The sequence below is a fragment of the Pseudomonas sp. W2I6 genome, from assembly GCF_030815935.1.
GTDB lineage: Bacteria > Pseudomonadota > Gammaproteobacteria > Pseudomonadales > Pseudomonadaceae > Aquipseudomonas.
Map to the genome: position 1 here is coordinate 5,479,712 of NZ_JAUSXJ010000001.1, position 21,789 is coordinate 5,501,500.

The following is a 21,789-nucleotide window of genomic DNA, read 5'->3' on the forward strand; positions in this document are numbered from 1 at the left end:
TAGAACGGTGCCAGCTTCGGGCTATATAAGTGCTTTCGCACGCAGCCTGCTGGCGTTATCCTTGATTTCATCTTAATTGCCCCAGGGCGGCTAAAAACGACCTTGAACGCACCCATAGAACCACATCGTTTCCTCCTCGAGCCCTTTGAGGCTCGCCGTTTCGCCAATCTGTGCGGACAGTTCGACGAGCACCTGCGCCTGATCGAACAACGCCTGAGCATCGAGATCCGCAACCGCGGCAATCAATTCGAGCTGATTGGTGAACCCCAGCACACCACCTCGGCAGAAAACCTTCTGCGCCGCCTCTACCGGGAAACCAAAGGTAGCGAGCTGTCGCCGGAAACGGTGCACCTGTACCTGCAGGAATCCGCCGTGGAGGACCTGGCCAATAACCCGGTAGCCGAAGCCAGCGTCGCGTTGCGCACCAAGAAAGGCATGATTCGCCCTCGCGGCTTGAACCAGCAGCGCTACGTCAAAGAGATCCTGGGCAACGACATCAACTTCGGCATCGGCCCTGCCGGTACCGGCAAGACCTACCTGGCCGTGGCCTGCGCGGTCGACGCCCTGGAGCGCGAGCAGGTGCGACGCATCCTGCTGGTGCGTCCGGCGGTGGAAGCCGGCGAGAAGCTGGGCTTTTTGCCCGGCGACCTGGCCCAGAAGATCGACCCGTACCTGCGCCCGCTCTACGACGCGCTCTACGAGATGCTCGGCTTCGAATACGTGGCCAAGCTGATCGAGCGCCAGGTGATCGAGATCGCCCCGCTGGCCTACATGCGTGGCCGTACGCTGAACAACAGCTTCATCATTCTCGACGAAAGCCAGAACACCACCGTTGAGCAGATGAAGATGTTCCTGACCCGGATCGGTTTCGGCTCCACCGCCGTGATCACCGGCGACGTCACCCAGGTCGACCTGCCCAAAGGCACCAAGTCGGGCCTGGCCCAGGTGATCGACGTACTCAAGGACGTGCCGGGGATCAGCTTCACGCACTTCATGCCCAAAGACGTGGTACGTCACCCGTTGGTGCAGCGCATTGTCGAAGCCTACGAGCGCTTCGAACACCGCGACGACCAACCGGCCAAGGACACTCGCCGCGATGCTTGAGCTTGACCTGCAGCTGGCCACCGAAGCGCCCGCCCCCAGCGAAGAACAGTTCCGCCAGTGGTGCACCCTGGCCCTGCGCCAGCGCACCGCCGACTCGGAGCTGACCATTCGCCTGGTGGACGAGCCCGAAGGCCGTGAACTGAATCACACCTGGCGACAAAAAGACTACGCGACCAACGTGCTGTCGTTTCCCGCCGACGTACCCGATGAGCTACTGGATATCCCGTTGCTGGGCGACCTGGTGATCTGCGTCGAAGTGGTCGAGCGTGAAGCAACGGAACAGGGCAAGGAACTTGAGGCCCATTGGGCCCATCTAGTCATCCACGGCTGCTTGCATCTCTTGGGTTACGACCATATAGACGATGACGAAGCCGAAGAAATGGAAGCACTGGAACGAACGTTGCTTGCAGAACTGGGTCATCGTGACCCGTATGCAGACGACGAAATTGCAACTACACCTAACTGAAACAATAAAGGATTTAGAGTAATCGCTATGAGCGAAGACCGATCGAGCAACGGGCAAAAGTCATGGCTGGGGAAACTCACCCAGGCCTTTGCCCACGAGCCGAAAAACCGCCAGGAGCTGCTGGAGCTGCTGCGCGAGGCGCATCAGAACAAGTTGCTGGACAGCGAAGCGCTGGCCATCGTCGAAGGCGCCATCCAGGTAGCTGACCTGCAAGTACGGGACATCATGGTTCCGCGCTCGCAGATGGTCAGCATCAAGGCGACCCAGACCCCTCGGGAATTCCTCCCGGCCGTGATCGACTCGGCGCACTCGCGCTACCCGGTGATCGGCGAAAGCCATGACGACGTCATGGGCGTCCTGCTGGCCAAGGACCTGCTGCCGCTGATCCTCAAGGAGAACGGCGACAGCTTCAACATCAAGGACCTGCTGCGTCCTGCCACCTTCGTCCCTGAATCCAAGCGCCTGAATGTGCTGTTGCGCGAATTTCGTGCGAACCACAATCACATGGCCATCGTGATTGACGAATACGGCGGTGTAGCGGGTTTGGTGACCATCGAAGACGTGCTGGAACAGATCGTCGGCGACATCGAAGACGAGCACGACGTCGAAGAAGACAGCTACATCAAGCCGCTGCCCAGCGGTGATTTCCTGGTCAAGGCCCTGACGCCGATCGAGAACTTCAACGAGTTCTTCGACAGCGAATTCTCCGACGATGAATTCGACACGGTTGGCGGCCTGGTGATGAGTGCGTTCGGGCACCTGCCCAAGCGTAACGAGACCACGGAAATCGGTGCCTATCGCTTCCGCATCCTGAATGCCGACAGCCGCCGTATTCACTTGATCCGTTTGACACCTATTGCCCGCTAAGGACTGACATGCGCCGTATGATTGCACCCGGCTGGCCCGGTAACCTGCTGGCCGTGGTGGCCGGCGCCATCACCACCCTGGCGCTGGCGCCGTTCGACCTCTGGCCGTTTGCGCTGGTGGCGGCCGGGTTCTTTTATGCGGGATTGCGTGAACTGACGCCGCGCCAGGCCCTGTGGCGTGGCTGGTGTTTCGGTTTCGGCCTGTTTGGTGCCGGTACCAGCTGGATCTACTACAGCATTCACCACTTCGGCGGCGCTTCGGTGTTGCTGGCGGGCATGCTGATGCTGGCGTTTACGGCGGCCATTGCCTGGTTCTTTGCCCTGCCCGCCTGGCTGTGGGCGCGCTGGCTGCGCCGCAACGAAGCGCCACTGGCCGATGCCCTGGCCTTCGCGGCCTTGTGGGTTGGCCAGGAAGCGTTTCGCGGCTGGTTCCTCACCGGTTTTCCATGGCTCTATTCCGGTTACAGCCAGCTCGACGGCCCTCTCACCGGCCTCGCGCCGCTGGGCGGGATGTGGCTGATATCCTTTGCCCTGGCGCTGACCGCCGCACTGATCTGCAACCTGCCGCGTCTGCTGGCGGCTAAGCGCAACCTGTTCATCGGTGCCGGCTTGCTGTTGTTGGTGGCGCCATGGGCCATCGGCCTGGCACTCAAGCATCATGCATGGACCACCCCCGCCGGCGCGCCGCTGACCGTGGCAGCCGTCCAGGGCAACGTCGAACAAAGCATGAAGTGGGACCCGGAGCAGCTCAATGCGCAGCTCGCGCTGTACCGCGACATGAGCTTCAGCTCCAAGCCTGTCGACCTGCTGGTATGGCCGGAAACCGCCGTGCCGGTGCTCAAGGAATCCGTGGAGGGTTACCTGGGCATGATGGGCAAGTTCGCCGCTGACCGGCACACTGCGCTGATCACCGGTGTACCGATCCGCCAGGAAGTGCATCACCACAAGCGCTTCTTCAACGGCATCACGGTGGTGGGCGAAGGCGACGGCACCTACCTGAAGCAGAAGCTGGTGCCGTTTGGCGAGTACGTGCCGCTGCAGGACATGTTGCGCGGCTTGATCGCGTTCTTTGACCTGCCGATGTCGGACTTCGCCCGCGGGCCGTCCGACCAGGCTTTGCTGCAAGCCAAGGGCTATCAGATTGCGCCGTTCATTTGCTATGAAGTGGTGTACCCGGAGTTCGCCGCCGGCCTGTCGGCCCGCAGCGATTTGTTGCTGACCATCAGCAACGACACCTGGTTCGGCCGCTCCATCGGCCCGCTGCAACATTTGCAGATGGCCCAGATGCGCGCCCTGGAAGCCGGGCGCTGGATGATCCGCGCCACCAACAACGGCGTCACGGGCCTGATCAACCCGTACGGGCAGATCACCGTGCAGATCCCGCAGTTTGAACGTGGGATTCTCTACGGCGAGGTCGTGCCGATGCACAACCTCACCCCGTACTTGGAATGGCGTTCGTGGCCGTTGATCATCCTGTGCCTTGGCCTGTTTGGCTGGGCGCTGTTGGCGGGCCGGATGTCCAAAACGGTTTAAAAGAAATACTCGGATAAATGTGGGAGCTGGCTTGCCTGCGATAGCATCACCTCGGTGCAACTGACACACCGAGGTGCCTGCATCGCGGGCAAGCCCGGCTCCCACAGAAGCCCGCTGCCACATTTGCCCGGCGGTATTACCTGTAAAACATCCGGTAACCCACCTGCCCCACCGCCTCATTCAGCAACTGCCCGCTCTGCCATACCGACTTGAACTCCGGCATCCAGCCCCCCAATGGCCGGGCATTGTCCAAACCAAGAAACCCCACTGGCGCCGGAACAACCGTGAACCCGGCCTTTTCGAAGCTCCAGCGCGAGCGCGGCATATGCCAGGCCTGAGTCACGACCACCACACGCTTGATCCCCTGCGGCAGCAGAATCTCGGCACTCATCTGCGCGTTTTCCCACGTGGTACGGCTGCGCTCTTCCTTCCAGCGCACGCTCACGCCAAAGTCATCCTGCATCGATACCGCCATCAACTCCGCCTCGCTGGGCGGTGTGCCGTAGTGCAAGCCGCCGGTGGTCAGCACCGGCAAGCCCGAAGCCTTGGCCAGGCGGGCTGCATAGCGCTGGCGCTCAAGGCCGATACCCGTCGGCTGATCGGAGCCCCACGCCGGATCCCCGCGCTCACGCCCCGAGCCCAACACCACGATGGCATCAGCCCGCTGCGCCAGGGTCGCCCATTCATCACGGGCCAGAGGCGGCTCGGTCTCCAGGGCCTTTGCGCCCCATTGAACCGCCACCGGCAGGCTCATCAGCCACATCCCGCCAAACCCCAGGGCAAAGCACACGGCCGCCAGCCGCGGTCGGCTGCGACGAAACCACCAGGCAAGGGCCAGCAACAGCAACAGGATGCCGGGCGGCAACAACAATTGTTTAATGAAATAGCGAATAGGCATCGGGCATCTCCAAAGATGCCCGAAGCCTAAGGTGTAACGGGGTTAAGCGACAATCTTTACAGGAACAGACGCTGAGAAGGCTACAGATCACTAACGCGGTACTTCACTTGAAACGCACGGACCGGAGTTTTTCCGGGCTGCGACCGGCCGAAAAATCCTTGAGCCATACCACCTTGGCCGATCGCGAAAACTCCTGGGCTGGCGGGGAGGCCATGCCATGGGACGCGCGATGCTCATTCAATTCCAGATACACCCTGATCACGTCCAGCTCTGCCTGGCTCAAGCCACGCAGTTCCAACTCCAGAGGCCGTTCATCACACAATCGGCCTGCGGTTTTTGCTGCATCCAGTGCTCGACCCAAACGGTCGATCAGTCCTTCGTACACCTGCGGTTTCGTTAAAGTTCGCTGCGAATCAACCATCCCTCACCTCATTGAAGATAAGACTCACTCCCCACTAAACAGCGTAGTCCTGCTTGCCCTGCCTGCCTGGCGCCGCGACCAACGGCCTCGGCGGCGCAATCAGGGTTTCCCTCGATAGAGTGGGGTCATGTATGCTACGGCGCTTCCTGTAACTCCACTTCCCGCAGGGTTTGGGCACGGACGCGCCGCTTTTTGGTGTCGATCAACCTGAACGTTGCACCGAAGAGGATTAGGCCACCCCTATTCAGTTCAAAAGTAGCCATGCACGAACAATATCAGCCCCGTGAAATAGAAAATGCCGCCCAGTCGTTCTGGGATGAGCAAAAGTCCTTTGAAGTCAGTGAACAGCCAGGCAAGGAGACTTTCTATTGCCTATCGATGTTCCCTTACCCCAGCGGCAAGCTACACATGGGGCATGTGCGCAACTACACCATCGGCGACGTCATCTCCCGCTACCAGCGCATGCTGGGCAAGAACGTCCTGCAACCCATGGGTTGGGACGCCTTCGGCATGCCGGCGGAAAACGCCGCGATGAAGAACAACGTAGCGCCCGCCAAGTGGACCTACGAAAACATCGCCTACATGAAGACCCAGCTGCGCAGCCTGGGCCTGGCGGTGGACTGGTCCCGCGAGGTGACCACCTGCAAGCCTGATTACTACCGCTGGGAACAATGGCTGTTCACTCGCCTGTTCGAAAAAGGCGTGATCTACAAGAAGAGCGGCACCGTGAACTGGGACCCGGTGGACCAGACCGTACTGGCCAACGAACAAGTGATCGACGGCCGCGGCTGGCGTTCCGGCGCGCTGATCGAAAAGCGCGAAATCCCGATGTACTACTTCAAGATCACTGCCTACGCGGATGAACTCCTGTCGAGCCTCGACGATTTGCCGGGCTGGCCCGAGCAGGTCAAGACCATGCAACGCAACTGGATCGGCAAGTCCCGTGGCATGGAAGTGCAGTTCCCCTACAACGTCGACTCCATCGGCGCAGAAGGTGTATTGAAAGTCTTCACCACCCGTCCGGACACCCTGATGGGCGCGACCTACGTCGCCGTGGCCGCCGAACACCCGCTGGCCACCCAGGCTGCACAGAACAACCCTGAGCTGCAGGCGTTCATCGCCGAATGCAAGGGCGGCAGCGTCGCCGAAGCCGACGTCGCCACCCAGGAGAAAAAAGGCCTGCCGACCTCGTTGTTCGTCGAGCACCCATTGACCGGCGAGAAGCTGCCGGTGTGGGTCGCCAACTACGTGCTGATGCACTACGGTGATGGCGCAGTAATGGCTGTGCCGGCCCACGACGAGCGCGATTTCGAATTTGCCGTCAAGTACAACCTGCCGATCAAGTCCGTGGTGCGCACCAGTTCGGGCGACACCAACCCGGCTCCGTGGCAGGACGCGTACAACGAACACGGCACCCTGATCAATTCCGGCGAGTTCGACGGCCTGGATTTCGAAGGCGCCTTCGACGCCATCGAAGTCGCGCTGATCAAGAAAAACCTCGGTGCCTCGCGCACCCAGTTCCGCCTGCGTGACTGGGGCATCAGCCGCCAGCGCTACTGGGGCTGCCCGATCCCGATCATCCACTGCGAAACCTGCGGTGACGTGCCGGTACCGGAAGACCAACTGCCGGTCGTATTGCCCGAAGACGTGGTGCCGGACGGTGCTGGCTCGCCATTGGCGCGCATGCCCGAATTCTACGAGTGCACCTGCCCGAGCTGCGGTGCCCCGGCCAAACGCGAAACCGACACCATGGACACCTTCGTGGAGTCTTCGTGGTACTACGCCCGCTACGCCTCGCCGCACTATGAAGGCGGCCTGGTGGAAAAATCCGCGGCCGACCACTGGCTGCCGGTAGACCAGTACATCGGCGGTATCGAACACGCCATCCTTCACCTGCTGTACGCGCGCTTCTTCCACAAGCTGATGCGTGACGAAGGCCTGGTGAGTTCCGACGAGCCGTTCAAGAACCTGCTGACCCAGGGCATGGTGATTGCCGAGACTTATTACCGCCGCGAAGCCAATGGCGCCTACACCTGGTTCAACCCGGCAGATGTCGAGCTGGAGCGTGACAGCAAGGCCAAGGTGATCAGCGCCAAGCTGAAATCCGACGGCCTGCCGGTGGAAATCGGCGGCACCGAGAAGATGGCCAAGTCGAAAAACAACGGCGTCGACCCACAGTCGATGATCGACCAGTTCGGCGCGGACACCTGCCGCCTGTTCATGATGTTCGCCTCGCCGCCTGACATGAGCGCGGAATGGTCGGACTCCGGCGTCGAAGGTTCGCATCGCTTCCTCAAGCGCGTCTGGCGCCTGGCGCACGCCCATGTCAGCCAAGGCTTGCCGGGCAAGCTGGACGTGGCGGCCCTGAGCGATGAGCAAAAAGTCATTCGCCGCAGCACCCACCTGGCCATCAAGCACGCCAGCCAGGACGTGGGCCAGCACCACAAATTCAACACCGCCATCGCCCAGGTGATGACGCTGATGAACGTGCTGGAGAAAGCGCCGCAGGCCACCGAACAGGACCGCGCACTGGTACAGGAAGGCCTGGAAACGGTCACCCTGCTGCTGGCGCCGATCACGCCACACATCAGCCACGAACTGTGGAACCAGTTGGGCCAAAGCGGTGCCGTCATCGATGCCGGCTGGCCGGTACAGGATGACAGCGCCCTGGTACAGGACACGCTGCAACTGGTGATTCAGGTCAACGGCAAGCTGCGTGGCCAGATCGACATGCCGGCCAGCGCCAGCCGTGGAGACGTCGAAGCCGCCGCCCGTATCAATGAGAACGTGCTGCGCTTCACCGAAGGCCTGACGATCCGCAAAGTGATCGTGGTGCCCGGCAAACTGGTCAATATCGTCGCTAGCTAATCGGATCGGGCGCCGAGGGAATAACCCTGGCGCCGAACAAAACCTCCAGGGCCTCGATAAGGCCCACATGGTTTCAAGGGGAGCATCAAAATGATCAAACGCAATCTGCTGGTTATGGGCCTTGCCGTGCTGCTGAGCGCTTGCGGCTTCCAGCTGCGCGGCACCGGCACCACCGAACTGGCGATCAAGGAACTGGACGTCACCGCCCGCAACTCCTACGGCGAGACCGTGCAACAGCTGCGCCAGGTCCTGGAAAACAGTGGCGTCAAAGTCTATTCAGGCGCGGCTTACAAACTGAACCTGGTGGATGAAAAAGAAGAGCAGCGCAGCCTCAGCTACGCCAGCGCCGGGCGTGCTTCGGACATTGAGCTGAGCACCACGCTCTTCTTCGAAATCCAGGGCCATGACCACCTGCCGCTGATGGGCGACAAGATCCAGATACAGAAAGTCGTGAGCCACGACGGCAACAACCTGGTGGGTTCGGACTCCGAAACCATCCAGGTGCGCAAGGAAATGCGTCGCGAACTGGTGCAGCGCATGGTCCTGCGCCTGCAACTGATCACGCCGGAGCAACTGGATAAGCTGCAGCAAACCGCGGATGCCAAGGCCAAGGCAGATGCCGATGCGCTGAAAGCTGCGCAAGAGTATGAAGACAGCCAACCTAAACAGTCGCCTGTCGAAGTTCCTGTCGAGTAAGCCAGACGGGGCGCCCCAGGCGCCCCGTTCGCCCTGCCTATGAAACTCGCCCCCGCCCAACTCGCCAAGCACCTGCAAGGCAGCCTTGCGCCCGTCTACATCGTCAGCGGTGATGACCCGCTGCTGTGCCAGGAGGCTGCGGACGCAATTCGCACCGCCGCCCGCCAACAGGGCTTCGATGAACGCCAGGTATTCAGCGCCGACGCCAGTTTCGACTGGGGTACGCTGCTGCAAGCCGGGGCGAGCATGTCGCTGTTCGCCGAAAAACGCCTGCTGGAACTGCGCCTGCCTTCGGGCAAGCCCGGCGACAAAGGCGCGGCGGCGTTGATGGAATACTGCGCACGCCCTGCCGAAGACACGCTGCTGCTGATCAGCCTGCCCAAGCTCGATGGCAGTGCGCAGAAAACCAAGTGGGGCAAGGCGCTGGTGGAAGGTGGTCAGACTCAGTTCATACAGATCTGGCCGGTGGACAGCAGCCAACTGCCGCAGTGGATTCGTCAGCGCCTGTCGCAATCCGGGCTGAGTGCCAGCCAGGATGCGGTGGAGCTGATCGCGGCGCGGGTGGAAGGCAACCTGCTGGCCGCCGCCCAGGAAATCGAAAAGCTCAAGCTGATGGCCGAAGGCGGCCAGATCACCGTCGAAACCGTACAAGGCGCCGTGGCGGACAGCGCGCGCTTTGACGTATTTGGCCTGGTGGATGCGATCCTCAACGGCGAACCCGCCCACGCCCTGCGCATGCTCGAAGGGCTGCGCGGCGAAGGCGTCGAGCCGCCGGTGATTCTCTGGGCCCTGGCGCGAGAATTACGGCTGCTGGCCAATATTGCCCTGCAGTACAGCCAGGGCATCCCACTGGACAAGGCCTTCAGCCAGGCGCGGCCACCGGTATGGGACAAGCGCAAACCACTGATCAGCAAAGCCCTGCAACGGCACTCGGCGCAACGCTGGGCGCAATTGCTGCTGGAGGCCCAGCGCATTGACGCGCAGATCAAGGGGCAGGCGGCTGGATCGCCGTGGATGAGCCTGAGTCGTTTGTCACTTTTGATGTCAGGACAGCGCTTGGCGTTGCCTGCTGAATAGTCCTACGTATCGCTGGGCTGGACAGAATCCAAACTTCGGCAGATGATTCGCACTGCATCATCAACCCGCCAGAGAGTACCCATCATGAGCAAAAAGCCATCAAAGCATGGCCCCAACAAGGCCAAATCCATCATCGCCCAGCCGTTGTTCCGCAGTCGCCAGGAACGAGCCGGCAAAGGCAAAGGCAGCTACCGCCGCGAAGCCTTCCAGTCTAATAGCTGGGAGGCTTCTTACTTTCTGGCTGCCTGAAGGCAAGCGCCCCTCCGGCATGATAAGGTCTGTACCTGATTCGTATTCCCTGGACCTGTGCATGCCCTCTAGTCTTTCCCGTCGTTGGCACCTTCGCCAACTGATCGCTGCCTCCAGCCTCATTCTGTTAGTCGCCTGCGCGGAAAAACCCACCGCTGCCGATGCCCAACCCCTGCCCCCGCTCCAGACTGCACCGGTAGCTGCGCCTGCCGTCGTTGCGCCACTGGTGGCAGACAATCTTGATATCCAGCCGACCCAGACCTTTGCCGAATGGCAGGCGGGGTTTCGCGTGGAAGCCTTGAAGGCCGGTATCACGCCGCAAGTTTTCGACACGGCCTTTGCCAATGTCGTACCCGACATGGCGGTGATCCGCGCCGACCGCAGCCAGCCGGAGTTCTCCCGGCCGGTATGGGAATACCTCGATGGCGCGCTGTCGCCGCTGCGGGTGCGCAATGGCCAGTCGCTGCTGGTGAAGTACGCCGACATTCTGCAACGCATTGAGGACCGTTACGGCGTCGACCGCCAGGCGCTGGTCTCGGTGTGGGGCATGGAGAGTAACTTCGGCCAGTTCCAGGGCAACAACTCGGTGATCCGCTCACTGGCGACCCTGGCCTATGAAGGCCGTCGCCCGGCCTTCGCCCAGGCGCAACTGTTGGCGGCGCTGCAAATCATCCAGCATGGCGATATCGCCGCCGACCAGATGAAAGGCTCCTGGGCCGGGGCCATGGGCCAGACCCAGTTCATCCCGACCACCTATAACACCCACGCCGTAGACTTCGACGGTGACGGCCGCCGCGATATCTGGAACAGCCCGGCCGACGCCCTCGCCTCCACCGCGCACTACCTGCAAAGCTCCGGCTGGCAGAAAGGCCAGCCCTGGGGCTTCGAGGTGCAGCAACTGCCGTTGAATTTTGATTACGCCCTGGCCGATGGCAGCGTACGCAAGACCGTTGGCGAGTGGCTGAAACTGGGAATCCAGGTGCCGCCGGGCGCCAGCGTGCCGGCCAACGTCGACCAGCTTTCCGCCGCCCTGTTGCTGCCGGCCGGCTATCGTGGCCCGGCGTTCCTGGTGCTGGATAACTTCCGCGCGATCCTCAAGTACAACAACTCGTCGTCCTACGCGTTGGCAGTTGGGTTGTTGTCGGAACGCTTCGGGGGCGGTGGCTTGATTCGTGGGAGCTGGCCGAAAGATGAGCTGCCGTTGACTCGCTCGCAGCGAATTGACTTGCAGACGGTGCTCAGTGCCAATGGTTACGACGCAGGCAACCCGGACGGGATCATCGGTGCGAATACCCGCAAGGCGATTCGTGCCGCGCAGCAGTCCCTGGGCTGGCCGGCGGATGGGTATCCGACGGTGAAGTTGCTGGAGTCGCTGCAAAGCCGATAGATCGGCGTATGGCTGCTACCGCATTCGCGAGCAAGCCCGCTCCCACATTTTGACCGTGCACTTCCTGAAGGTACGCGATCGAAATGTGGGAGCGGGCTTGCTCGCGAAGAGGCCTTTATCGGCGCTACAAAGTTCAGGCCTTAAACACCACATCCTGTTCCAACACCAACCGCTTCTCCCCCGCATCCAGCCGCACCCTGGCGCCCAACGGCAAGGTCAGGTTCGGGTTGCAGTGCCCGCTGCGCCAGCCGGATAGCACAGGAATGCACAACGGCCCGAAGGTCTGCTTCAGCAAGCGCTCAAGCGCAAGGCTATCAACCCCAGCCACATCCCCCACCACCACGCCCGCCACCTGGGCCAGCTTGCCCGCCAGGCGCAAATGGGTGAGCAACCGGTCAATGCGGTACAACGGCTCGTTCACATCTTCGATAAACAGAATGATGCCCTCGGCATCAATCTCGTAATCCGTGCCCATCACTGCTGCGATCATCGATAGATTGCCGCCCAGCAGCCGCCCACAGGCGATGCCTGGCTCGACGGTGGTCAGCGGGTAGGCCACAGGGTGAACCAGCTGGCTGCCGGCCTTCACTTGCCCACGCAGCATGCTGAACAGCGACGACTCGGTAGGCTGTTGCTTTTCACCTAACAGGTCAGCGTTGAACATCGGACCATGGAAGGTGACGAAACCGGCATACCGGTTGATCGCCAGGTGCAGGGCGGTGATATCGCTGTAGCCTACGAATGGCTTGGGGTTGGCCCGGAGCAGGTCAAAGTCCAGGCGGTCCAGCAGGCGTGGCGTGCCGTAGCCGCCGCGCAGGCAGAAAATTGCGTCGATGGTCGAATCGGCGAACGCCGCGTGCAGGTCATCAAGGCGTACCTCATCACTGCCGGCCAGATAGCCATCACGCTGGCTCACGCCCGGAAAGATCCGCAGTGTGTAGCCCCGGGCGCGCATCCATTGCGTGGCCGTGTCGATATCCAGCTCGGCCGGCCCGGCAGGGGCAATCAGCCCGATCACGCCTTCGGCGCGCAGCGCAGGTACCGCACAAGTGGTCAATTGAGTCGTCATCCATGGTTCTCCTCGTGTGGATTGCCCAAGGCACTCTAAACAGCAATGGTTGCAAACAGAAGAGGAAGAGTCAGTAGCAAATGTGGGAGCGGGCCTGGGTGGGAGCGGGCTTGCTCGCGAAGACGGTCAGTCAGTCACCGGACAGGTCAACTGATCCAACGCATTCGCGAACAAGCCCGCTCCCACTCAAGCCGGCTCCCACATGGGTCCTGCAGTGTCCGGCGTTCCGCGTATCAGGACACCAGGCTGGCCTTGACCAGTTTCGCCTGCTCGTCGGCGTGGTACGAGGAACGTACCAGCGGGCCGGAAGCGACGTTCTTGAAGCCCATCTTGTAGCCTTCTTCGGCAAACCAGGCGAACACATCCGGGTGCACGAAGCGCTGTACCGGCAAGTGGCTGCGGGACGGCTGCAGGTACTGGCCGAGGGTCAGCATGTCGATGTCGTGTTCGCGCATGCGCTTCATGACTTCGATGACTTCTTCGTCGGTTTCGCCCAGGCCCAGCATCAGGCCGGATTTGGTCGGAATGTGCGGCATCATCTGCTTGAATTTCTGCAGCAGGGTCAGCGACCACTGGTAGTCCGAACCCGGACGCGCAGCCTTGTACAGGCGCGGCACGGTTTCCAGGTTGTGGTTGAACACGTCAGGCGGCTCGGCGGCGGTGATTTCCAGCGCCACGTCCATACGGCCACGGTAGTCCGGCACCAGGGTCTCGAGCATCACGTTCGGCGACAGCTTGCGGATCTCGCGGATACAGTCGGCAAAGTGCTGGGCACCGCCGTCACGCAGGTCGTCGCGGTCTACCGAGGTAATCACGACATACTTGAGTTTCAGGTCGGCGATGGCGATGGCCAGGCTTTCCGGCTCGTTGACGTCCAGTGGCTTCGGCCGGCCGTGACCAACGTCGCAGAACGGGCAACGACGGGTGCAGATGTCACCCATGATCATGAAGGTCGCGGTGCCACCGGAGAAGCACTCGCCCAGGTTCGGGCAGGACGCTTCTTCGCACACGCTGTGCAGCTTGTGTTTGCGCAGCAGGGCCTTGATGCGGTCGACTTCCGGCGAAACCGGGATACGCACGCGAATCCAGTCAGGCTTTTTCGGCAGTTCGGTGGTCGGAATGATCTTCACCGGGATGCGTGCAACCTTCTCGGCGCCGCGCAGCTTGACGCCGGCTTCTACCTTGGCACGCGGGGCCGGACGCTCGGTAACATCCAGCGTCGGGATCATGGTTTGCACTGCATCAGTAGTCATAATCAGTCGATTCCGCCCGTTAGGGTCGTCTGCTCAGCATAGTCGAGGTGTTTGACGAGCTGCGCGCGCAGCCGGGCACTTACCTCGGCAAATTCTAGTGGTGTTGCGTGATCGCTCAACTGGGTCATCGCCAAACCGGCGTAGCCGCAGGGATTGATCCGTCGAAACGGCGCCAGGTCCATGTCCACATTCAAGGCCAGGCCATGAAAGGAACAACCGTGGCGAATCCGCAAGCCCAGGGAGGCGATTTTCGCGCCATCAACATAAACCCCCGGAGCATCCGGCTTGGCCGCCGCGGTCACACCGTAGCTGGCCAGCAGCTCGATCAGGCATGACTCCATGCGACTGACCAGCTCACGTACGCCAAAACCCAGCCTGCGCACGTCCAGCAACAGATAAGCCACCAATTGACCTGGGCCATGGTAAGTCACCTGCCCGCCGCGGTCGACCTGCACCACCGGGATTTCTCCCGGCAGCAGCAAATGCTCGGCCTTGCCGGCCTGGCCCTGGGTGAAAACCGGCGGGTGCTCCACCAGCCAGATTTCATCCGGGGCTTCGGTGCCGCGCTCGTTGGTGAACCGCTGCATGGCGTGCCACACCGGTTCGTAAGCCATTTGGCCGAGCTCGCGAAAGCCCAGGGTCTGTGACATCACAACACCATGTGCACGAAGCCGGTAGCCCGCAGTTCGCTGTTGATGTTGTAGAGCTGGTCCTGGTCAGTCGCCACGATGTGCAACTGAATAGTGGTGTACTTGCCGTTGGTGCTTTGACGCTCATCCACACGGTCATGGTTGATCGTTGCGTGTTTCTTGACGATCTCGATGATCTTGTCCTTGTTGCCCACGCCCGTATCGCTGATCACCTTGACGGGATAGTCCACGTTTGGGAATTCGATCTTTGGCGCCTTTACTTCGGTATCGGTCATGGCGTAACGGCCTCGTAAGCGTAAGCCGTGGCGACGGGCATAACCCCGCGCCGGATCAGCGCGGGGTCATGCAGGTGCACACTATCAGTTGAACAAGCTGTAGAAGAATAGACGGATGCTATCCCACACGCGTCGGAAGATACCACCTTCGTCGACGGCGTCCAGAGCGATCAGATCGGCGCTGTGCACCACCTTGTCGTCCAGCTTCACTTCGACTTTACCAATCACATCGCCCTTGGCGATCGGTGCGACCAGTTGCGGGTTCATGGTCATGCTGGCCACCAGCTTCTTGAGCTGGCCTTTAGGCATGGTCAGAGTCAGGTCTTCAGCCAGGCCGGCCTTGACTTGATGGGTCGCGCCTTTCCACACAGGGGCCTGAGCCAGCTCGGTGCCTTTCTGGTAGAAGGTCTGGGTTTCGAAGAAACGGAAGCCATAGGTCAGCAGCTTTTGCGTCTCGGCCGCACGGGCCTGCTCGCTGTTGGTACCGAATACCACGGCAATCAGGCGCTGGCCGTCACGGACAGCGGACGACACCATGCAGTAGCCGGCTTCTTCGGTGTGGCCGGTTTTCAGGCCATCGACGGTCTTGTCACGCCACAGCAACAGGTTGCGGTTAGGCTGCTTGATGTTGTTCCAGAAGAACTCTTTCTGGGAGTAGATCGCGTAGTGCACCGGGTCGACACGAATGATCGCGCGAGCCAGGATCGCCATGTCGTGAGCCGACGAGTAGTGCTCAGGGTTCGGCAGGCCGGTCGGGTTCATGAAGTGGCTGTTGGTCATGCCCAGGTCGGCCACGGTTTTGTTCATCATGTCGGCGAACGCATCTTCGCTGCCGGCGATGTGCTCGGACAGGGCTACGCTGGCGTCGTTACCCGACTGGATGATGATGCCGTGCAGCAGGTCGCTGACGGTCACTTGCGAGCCGACCTTGATGAACATCCGCGAACCGCCGGTGCGCCAGGCGTTTTCGCTGACGGTCACCGGATCGTTTTCGCCGATCTGGCCGCGACGGATTTCCAGGGTCGCGATGTAGGCGGTCATCAGCTTGGTCAGGCTGGCTGGGGGCAGGCGCTGGTCACCGTTGTTCTCCACCAGCACGTTGCCGCTGGCGGCGTCCATCAGGACCCAGGCCTTGGCAGCCAGTTGCGGGGAAGCTGGCACCATTTCAACCGCCCAGGCGGCCGGGGTGATGATCAGCGAAAGAAGCAGGCACGTGCGTTTGGCTAAGGTGGTGATGTTCATCCGTCTCTCGAAATTGCTTATGGAAACTTGCCCTCGCGGGCAAAACTATTCAGACAGCCCGTCGCCAGACTGTCGCGTGTTCGGTTGCATGCCCACCCCTTGCCCCTGGGTTTTTATTGTTCAACGAGCCAACAACCAGGGCTCAAACCCGCATGCGAGCCTGAGCCATCAATCCTTTGTACTGCTTACTCGGCGGTGACCACGCTGGGTTGTCCCAGGTTGGCCAGGCGCACGCTGTTCTGCACTTGCGCAACTTCACTCGGCGAGCCGATCGGCCCCATCCGCACACGGTGCAGGGTCTGCTGGTTACGCACAATAGAGCTGATAAAGACTGGCGCGCTGACCATCCCGCTGAGCTTGGACCTTAGCAGCTCTGCCGCGTCCGGGTTGGCGAAAGCGCCGACTTGCAGGTACTGGCCGCCCACGGTAGAGGCTCCCGGCGCTGCATGCGGAATGACCACCGTGTCCGGGGCGTGCTGCGCCGGCGGCGGGGTCCACTGTTCGATCTTGCCGGCCGAGGCCGTGACTTGCGGTTGCGGGGTTTGCGGTTCGTTGAGCATCAACGGCGCCGGCTTGCCACGCTGGGCCCAGTACTGGGCCGGGTCGATACCTTCGACCTTCACCCGGGCGGTGCCGATTTCGGCATACCCGAGTTTCTTGGCGGCGGCGTAGGACAAGTCGATGATCCGGTCCGAATAGAACGGCCCACGGTCATTGACCCGCAGGATTACCGAGCGGTTGTTGTCCAGGTTGGTCACGCGTACATAGCTGGGCAGCGGCAGGGTCTTGTGCGCCGCGCTCATGCCGTACAGGTCATAGACTTCGCCGTTGGCGGTGTTCTGGCCGTGGAACTTGGTCCCGTACCAGGACGCCGTACCCGATTGCACGTAGGTCTTGGAGTCTTGCAGCGGGAAGTAGTTTTTGCCCAGCACGGTATAGGGATTGGCCTTGTAAGGGCCGGTGTGCAGGGTCGGCGTGGCATCCGGGATCTTCGAAACATCCACATCCCACCACGGCGCGCCGTCTTTGTGGGCGCGGTTGATATCCAGCCCCGGCTGGGAGCGGATCGCCGTGCCTGCGGTTTTTTGCACCGGTGCACGACTGGTGGAACAACTGACCACCAATAACGACAATGCGGCGTACGCCAACAGCTTCAGGGGTTTGTACATCGGTGATACCGGCATTACTTGACGCCCCGTGCTTGGACCAGCATGTCTGACAGTTGATGCACGGCCATGGCGTACATCACGCTGCGGTTATAACGCGTGATTGCGTAGAAATTCTTCAGGCCCATCCAGTATTCGGGGCCATTTTCGCCTTCGAGGCGGAACGCCGTCACCGGCATATCATCGCGTGGCGCATTCTGACTCGACCAGCCCAGCGCCCGCAACTCCCCGACCGTCTTGACCGGCTCGATACCCTGGGTCAGGCCTTCATCGGCGCGCTCACCGGTCACATCGGCGCGAATCACCACCGGCTCGCCGGCTACCCAGCCGTGACGCTTGAAATAGCTGGCGACGCTGCCGATGGCGTCATCGGGGTTGCTCCAGATATTGATATGGCCGTCGCCGTCAAAATCCACGGCGTAGGCGCGAAAGCTGCTCGGCATGAACTGCGGCAAGCCCATGGCCCCGGCGTAGGAGCCCTTGAGGGTCAACGGGTCGACCTGTTCTTCACGGGCCAACAACAGGAACTCGCGCAGCTCTTTGCGGAAGAATTCGGCGCGTGGCGGGTAGTCAAAGCCCAGGGTCGACAAGGCGTCGATCACCCGGTAGCTGCCGGTGTTGCGGCCGTAGAAGGTTTCGATGCCGATGATTGCCACGATCACCTGGGCCGGTACGCCGTATTCCTGCTCGGCGCGGGCCAGCACCGCTTCGTGCTGGCGCCAGAAGTCCACGCCCCGCGCCACGCGGGCGTCGGTCAGGAACATCGGGCGATATTCCTTCCACTGCTTCACGCGCTCGGCGGGCCGGGAGATGGCGTCGAGGATCGCCTGCTTGCGCTGGGCCTCGCGGAACACGCCCATCAGCTGTTCACCGGCGAAACCATAGTCACGGGTCATCTCACCGACAAACTCGGCGACCTGGGGCGAACCGTCGTAGTCGCCGGCCTGCGCTTCCTGCACAGCGGCTCCCAGCAGGCCCAACAGGCCCATCCAGGACACGTGCCGGGCAGCCCAGCCGCGCATTACTTGCATTGACATCTTCACCTTATTCAAACCTGTGCGATCCACTTACGATGGGTATGGATCGACATCAAAACCCCAAACGCTGACAGCAATGTCACCAGCGAAGTTCCGCCGTAGCTAATGAACGGCAACGGCACCCCAACCACCGGCAACAGGCCACTGACCATACCGATGTTGACGAAAACGTAAACAAAAAACGTCATGGTGAGGCTGCCGGCGAGCAATTTGCCAAACAGGGTTTGCGCCTGGGCAGTAATCACCAGGCCGCGCCCGATCAGCAGCAAGTAAATCAGCAACAGTGCGCAGATGCCCACCAGGCCGAACTCCTCGCCCATCACCGCGATAATGAAGTCGGTGTGGCTTTCCGGCAAAAAGTCCAGGTGCGACTGGGTGCCCAGCAGCCAGCCCTTGCCGAATACGCCGCCGGAACCGATGGCCGCCTTGGACTGGATGATGTTCCAGCCGGTGCCCAGCGGATCGCTCTCCGGGTCGAGGAACGTGAGGATTCGCTGCTTCTGGTAGTCGTGCATGAAGAAGAACCACATGGCCACGGCCACCGGCACGGCGGCGGCCAGCACGCTGAGGATCCAGCGCCAGCGCAGCCCCCCCATGAACAGCACGAACGCGCCGCCCGCCAGGATCAGCAGCGAGGTGCCGAGGTCGGGCTGGCGCACGATCAGGATAAACGGCACGCCGATCAATATCAGGCTGATGCCCACGTGCTTGAGCTGGGGCGGCAGTGTGCGTTTTGACAGGTACCAGGCGATGGTCGCAGGCATCAAAATCTTCATGAATTCCGACGGCTGGAAGCGAATCACCCCCGGGATGTTGATCCAGCGCGTCGCACCCATGGCGTTGTGGCCCATGACATCCACCACCACCAGCAGCAACACCCCGGCGACATACCCCAGCGGCACCCAGCGCGCCATGAAACGCGGCTCCAGCTGGGCGATCACCACCATCGACAACAGGCCCAGGCCAAACGACGACGCCTGTTTGATCAGCAAGTCCCAGTTCTTGCCACTGGCCGAATACAACACGAACAGGCTGCCGGCGGCCAGGGTCAGCAGCAGGATCAGCAACGGGCCATCAATGTGCATGCGCTGCAGCAAAGTGGCGCGGCGGCGCATCACATCCTCGCTGGAGAGGATGCGGTCAAAATTACTCTTCAAGGGCCGTAGCCTCCACACTGGATGGGGTGCCGCCATATTCGGGCTTGAGCTTGCCGTCTTCGGTCAACAGCCAGGCATCCATGACTTGACGCACCACAGGCGCGGCCACGCCGGAACCGGATTCACCGTTCTCGACCATCACCGCCACGACGATCTTCGGGTTGTCGGCCGGGGCAAAACCGACGAACAAGGCGTGGTCACGGTGGCGCTCCTGAACCTTGGAGCGGTCGTACTTCTCGCCCTGCTTGATCGCGACTACCTGGGCCGTACCGCTCTTGCCGGCAATCCGGTATTGCGCGCCGGCTGCCGCTTTACGAGCGGTACCCCGGGCGCCGTGCATCACTTGCTGCATGCCGTGGTTGACCTTGGTCCAGTCGGACGGGTCGCGCAGCACAATGTTGGGAATCGGGTTTTCGTCCACCGGGCGTTCACCCTCGATGGTCTTGGCCAGGTGCGGACGGTTCCACACCCCCTTGTTGGCCACCAGCGCGGTGGCCTGGGCCAGCTGCAGCGGCGTGGCCTGCATGTAGCCCTGGCCGATCCCCAGGATCAGGGTTTCGCCCGGGAACCACGCCTGGCGCCGGGTCGCACGCTTCCACTCGCGGGACGGCATCAGGCCCGGGGATTCTTCGAACATGTCCAGGGAGACTTTCTGGCCAAGGCCGAACTTGCCCATGTAGGCCGACAGCCGATCAATCCCCAGCTTGTGGGCCAGGTCATAGAAGTAGGTGTCGTTGGAACGCATGATCGCCGTATCCAGGTCGACATAACCGTCGCCGGTGCGGTTCCAGTTACGGTATTTGTGATCGTAGTTGGGCAGCATGTAGTAGCCGGGGTCGAACACCCGGCTCGACGCCGTGACCACGCCCGAGTCCAGGCCGGCAATCGCCACCGCAGGCTTGATGGTCGAACCCGGTGGATACAGGCCGCGCAATACGCGGTTGAACAGCGGCCGGTCGATGGAATCACGCAGCTCGGCGTAGGCCTTGAAGCTGATCCCGGTGACAAACAGGTTCGGGTCAAAACTTGGCTGGCTGACCATCGCCAGCACTTCGCCAGTGCTCGGATCCAGTGCCACCACGGCACCCCGACGCCCGCCCAGGGCCATCTCCGCCGCTTCCTGCAACTTGATGTCCAGGCTCAGCACGATGTCCTTGCCGGGCACCGGGTCGGTACGCTTGAGCACCCGCAGCACGCGGCCACGGGCGTTGGTCTCGACTTCCTCGTAACCCACCTGGCCGTGCAGTTCCGGCTCGTAGAAACGCTCGATGCCGGTCTTGCCGATATGGTGGGTGCCGCTGTAGTTGACCGGGTCGAGGGTCTTCAGCTCTTTCTCGTTGATCCGGCCCATGTAGCCGACCGAATGCGCAAAGTGCGCCCCTTGCGGGTAGTGCCGCACCAACTGCGCCACCACTTCCACACCCGGCAGCCGGAACTGGTTCACCGCGATCCGGGCGATCTGCTCTTCGGTCAGCTCGAACAGGATCGGCACCGGCTCAAACGGCCGGCGCCCCTGTTTCATGCGCTTTTCGAAAATCACCCGGTCTTCCGGCGTCAGTTGCAGCACCTCGACGATCACATCGAGGATCTGCTGCCAGTCGCCGGAGCGTTCGCGGGTCATGCTCAGGCTGAAGCTGGGCCGGTTATCCGCTACCACCACGCCATTGCGGTCGAAAATCAGCCCACGGGTCGGCGGAATCGGCTGCACGTGCACCCGGTTGTTTTCCGACAATGTGGAGTGATAGTCGTACTGGATCACCTGCAGGAAATACAGGCGCGCAATCAGCACCCCCAGCAATGCCACCACCAAAATCGCGCCAAACACCACCCGCGCGCGTACAAGACGTGCGTCTTTCTCGTGGTCCTTGATGCGGATCGGCTGGGTCATCAGGCAGGGCGCAGATTATTTGTGGTAAGGGTGCCCGGACAGAACTGTCCAGGCGCGATACAGCTGTTCACCGATCAGAATTCTTACCAGCGGGTGCGGCAGTGTCAGGGGCGACAGCGACCAGCGCTGGTCCGCCCGCGCGCACACTTCCGGCGCCAGCCCCTCGGGGCCGCCGACCATGAAGTTGACCGTGCGCGAATCCAGGCGCCAGCGATCCAGTTCCACCGCCAACTGCTCGGTGCTCCAGGGCTTGCCGTGCACTTCGAGGGTCACGATCCGCTCGTTGGGCCCGACCTTGGCCAGCATGGCTTCGCCTTCCTGACGGATAAAGCGGGCCACGTCGGCGTTCTTGCCCCGGGTATTGAGCGGTATTTCCACCAGTTCCAGCGCCAATTCGGATGGCAGGCGCTTGGCATATTCATGCCAGCCTTCTTCCACCCACTTGGGCATGCGTGAACCGACAGCGATCAGACGCAGGCGCACAGCC

At 61.7% G+C, this 21,789-nt stretch carries 21 protein-coding genes; 9 read left to right on the top strand and 12 right to left on the bottom strand.

Features of this window, described 5'->3' with window-relative positions:
* The first annotated feature begins 102 nt into the window (after nucleotides 1-102).
* Genes QF039_RS25340 through lnt form a run of 4 tightly spaced genes read left to right on the top strand, consistent with a single transcriptional unit; the run spans nucleotide 103 to nucleotide 3,969 of the window.
* On the top strand, nucleotides 103-1,104 hold the full coding sequence (locus QF039_RS25340) for a PhoH family protein (RefSeq protein WP_003215453.1): 1,002 nt from the start codon (nucleotides 103-105) through the stop codon (nucleotides 1,102-1,104).
* A complete protein-coding gene (ybeY, locus tag QF039_RS25345; protein ID WP_307521287.1) occupies nucleotides 1,097-1,570 on the top strand; it encodes an rRNA maturation RNase YbeY in 474 nt (157 codons plus the stop codon). The genes QF039_RS25340 and ybeY overlap by 8 nt, the downstream gene beginning before the upstream one ends.
* Nucleotides 1,571-1,597: 27 nt before the next feature.
* On the top strand, nucleotides 1,598-2,437 hold the full coding sequence (locus QF039_RS25350; protein WP_003215451.1) for an HlyC/CorC family transporter: 840 nt from the start codon (nucleotides 1,598-1,600) through the stop codon (nucleotides 2,435-2,437).
* Nucleotides 2,438-2,445: 8 nt separating this feature from the next.
* The gene (gene lnt, locus QF039_RS25355) at nucleotides 2,446-3,969 is read left to right on the top strand and encodes an apolipoprotein N-acyltransferase (protein ID WP_003215450.1); all 1,524 of its coding nucleotides are present in this window, start codon (nucleotides 2,446-2,448) and stop codon (nucleotides 3,967-3,969) included.
* Between the two features lie 136 nt (nucleotides 3,970-4,105).
* On the opposite strand, the gene QF039_RS25360 is transcribed toward lnt, so the two are convergent.
* Nucleotides 4,106-4,867, bottom strand: a complete 762-nt coding sequence (locus tag QF039_RS25360) for a YdcF family protein (protein ID WP_008436576.1) — start codon at nucleotides 4,865-4,867, stop codon at nucleotides 4,106-4,108.
* 103 nt (nucleotides 4,868-4,970) lie between these two features.
* Nucleotides 4,971-5,288, bottom strand: coding sequence for a hypothetical protein (locus tag QF039_RS25365; protein ID WP_008436575.1), 318 nt, complete (start codon nucleotides 5,286-5,288; stop codon nucleotides 4,971-4,973).
* Nucleotides 5,289-5,549: 261 nt separating this feature from the next.
* Here QF039_RS25365 and leuS point away from each other — a divergent pair, with 261 nt between their 5' ends.
* The 5 genes from leuS (at nucleotide 5,550) to QF039_RS25390 (ending at nucleotide 11,565) form a co-directional block, all read left to right on the top strand.
* Entirely contained in the window at nucleotides 5,550-8,156 is a 2,607-nt protein-coding gene (gene leuS, locus QF039_RS25370) for a leucine--tRNA ligase (protein WP_307521292.1), read from the top strand.
* Between the two features lie 90 nt (nucleotides 8,157-8,246).
* On the top strand, nucleotides 8,247-8,852 hold the full coding sequence (gene lptE / locus QF039_RS25375; RefSeq protein WP_008436571.1) for an LPS assembly lipoprotein LptE: 606 nt from the start codon (nucleotides 8,247-8,249) through the stop codon (nucleotides 8,850-8,852).
* A 39-nt stretch (nucleotides 8,853-8,891) separates the two neighbouring features.
* Complete coding sequence (gene holA, locus QF039_RS25380) at nucleotides 8,892-9,929, top strand: DNA polymerase III subunit delta (RefSeq protein ID WP_008436560.1); 1,038 nt, start codon at nucleotides 8,892-8,894, stop codon at nucleotides 9,927-9,929.
* Nucleotides 9,930-10,013: 84 nt separating this feature from the next.
* A complete protein-coding gene (gene arfA / locus QF039_RS25385) occupies nucleotides 10,014-10,178 on the top strand; it encodes an alternative ribosome rescue factor ArfA (RefSeq protein WP_003176285.1) in 165 nt (54 codons plus the stop codon).
* Between the two features lie 61 nt (nucleotides 10,179-10,239).
* Nucleotides 10,240-11,565, top strand: coding sequence for a lytic murein transglycosylase (locus QF039_RS25390; RefSeq protein WP_003215443.1), 1,326 nt, complete (start codon nucleotides 10,240-10,242; stop codon nucleotides 11,563-11,565).
* A gap of 133 nt (nucleotides 11,566-11,698) precedes the next feature.
* Here QF039_RS25390 and QF039_RS25395 read toward each other — a convergent pair whose 3' ends face one another.
* The 10 genes from QF039_RS25395 to rlmH form a co-directional block, all read right to left on the bottom strand.
* Nucleotides 11,699-12,634 carry an LD-carboxypeptidase gene (locus tag QF039_RS25395; RefSeq protein WP_307521295.1) on the bottom strand — a complete coding sequence of 312 codons (936 nt, stop codon included), beginning with the start codon at nucleotides 12,632-12,634 and terminating at the stop codon, nucleotides 11,699-11,701.
* A gap of 233 nt (nucleotides 12,635-12,867) precedes the next feature.
* Nucleotides 12,868-13,887 (bottom strand): lipoyl synthase, encoded by a 1,020-nt coding sequence (lipA, locus tag QF039_RS25400; RefSeq protein ID WP_003215441.1) that lies wholly within the window; start codon nucleotides 13,885-13,887, stop codon nucleotides 12,868-12,870.
* Between the two features lie 2 nt (nucleotides 13,888-13,889).
* The gene (gene lipB, locus QF039_RS25405) at nucleotides 13,890-14,537 is read right to left on the bottom strand and encodes a lipoyl(octanoyl) transferase LipB (protein ID WP_003215439.1); all 648 of its coding nucleotides are present in this window, start codon (nucleotides 14,535-14,537) and stop codon (nucleotides 13,890-13,892) included.
* Nucleotides 14,537-14,812, bottom strand: coding sequence for a DUF493 domain-containing protein (locus QF039_RS25410; protein ID WP_003215438.1), 276 nt, complete (start codon nucleotides 14,810-14,812; stop codon nucleotides 14,537-14,539). The genes lipB and QF039_RS25410 overlap by 1 nt, the downstream gene beginning before the upstream one ends.
* Nucleotides 14,813-14,896: 84 nt before the next feature.
* Nucleotides 14,897-16,054 (bottom strand): D-alanyl-D-alanine carboxypeptidase family protein, encoded by a 1,158-nt coding sequence (locus tag QF039_RS25415; protein ID WP_003215437.1) that lies wholly within the window; start codon nucleotides 16,052-16,054, stop codon nucleotides 14,897-14,899.
* Nucleotides 16,055-16,239: 185 nt separating this feature from the next.
* A complete protein-coding gene (locus QF039_RS25420) occupies nucleotides 16,240-17,238 on the bottom strand; it encodes a septal ring lytic transglycosylase RlpA family protein (protein ID WP_003215436.1) in 999 nt (332 codons plus the stop codon).
* Nucleotides 17,238-18,251, bottom strand: a complete 1,014-nt coding sequence (gene mltB / locus QF039_RS25425; protein ID WP_003215435.1) for a lytic murein transglycosylase B — start codon at nucleotides 18,249-18,251, stop codon at nucleotides 17,238-17,240. The genes QF039_RS25420 and mltB overlap by 1 nt, the downstream gene beginning before the upstream one ends.
* Nucleotides 18,252-18,268: 17 nt before the next feature.
* Nucleotides 18,269-19,372 carry a rod shape-determining protein RodA gene (gene rodA / locus QF039_RS25430; RefSeq protein ID WP_050442794.1) on the bottom strand — a complete coding sequence of 368 codons (1,104 nt, stop codon included), beginning with the start codon at nucleotides 19,370-19,372 and terminating at the stop codon, nucleotides 18,269-18,271.
* A gap of 31 nt (nucleotides 19,373-19,403) precedes the next feature.
* Entirely contained in the window at nucleotides 19,404-21,302 is a 1,899-nt protein-coding gene (mrdA, locus tag QF039_RS25435; protein ID WP_307521299.1) for a penicillin-binding protein 2, read from the bottom strand.
* Nucleotides 21,303-21,317: 15 nt separating this feature from the next.
* Nucleotides 21,318-21,785: a 23S rRNA (pseudouridine(1915)-N(3))-methyltransferase RlmH gene (gene rlmH, locus QF039_RS25440; RefSeq protein ID WP_003185785.1), complete on the bottom strand. Its 468-nt coding sequence runs from the start codon at nucleotides 21,783-21,785 to the stop codon at nucleotides 21,318-21,320.
* Nucleotides 21,786-21,789 lie beyond the last annotated feature (4 nt).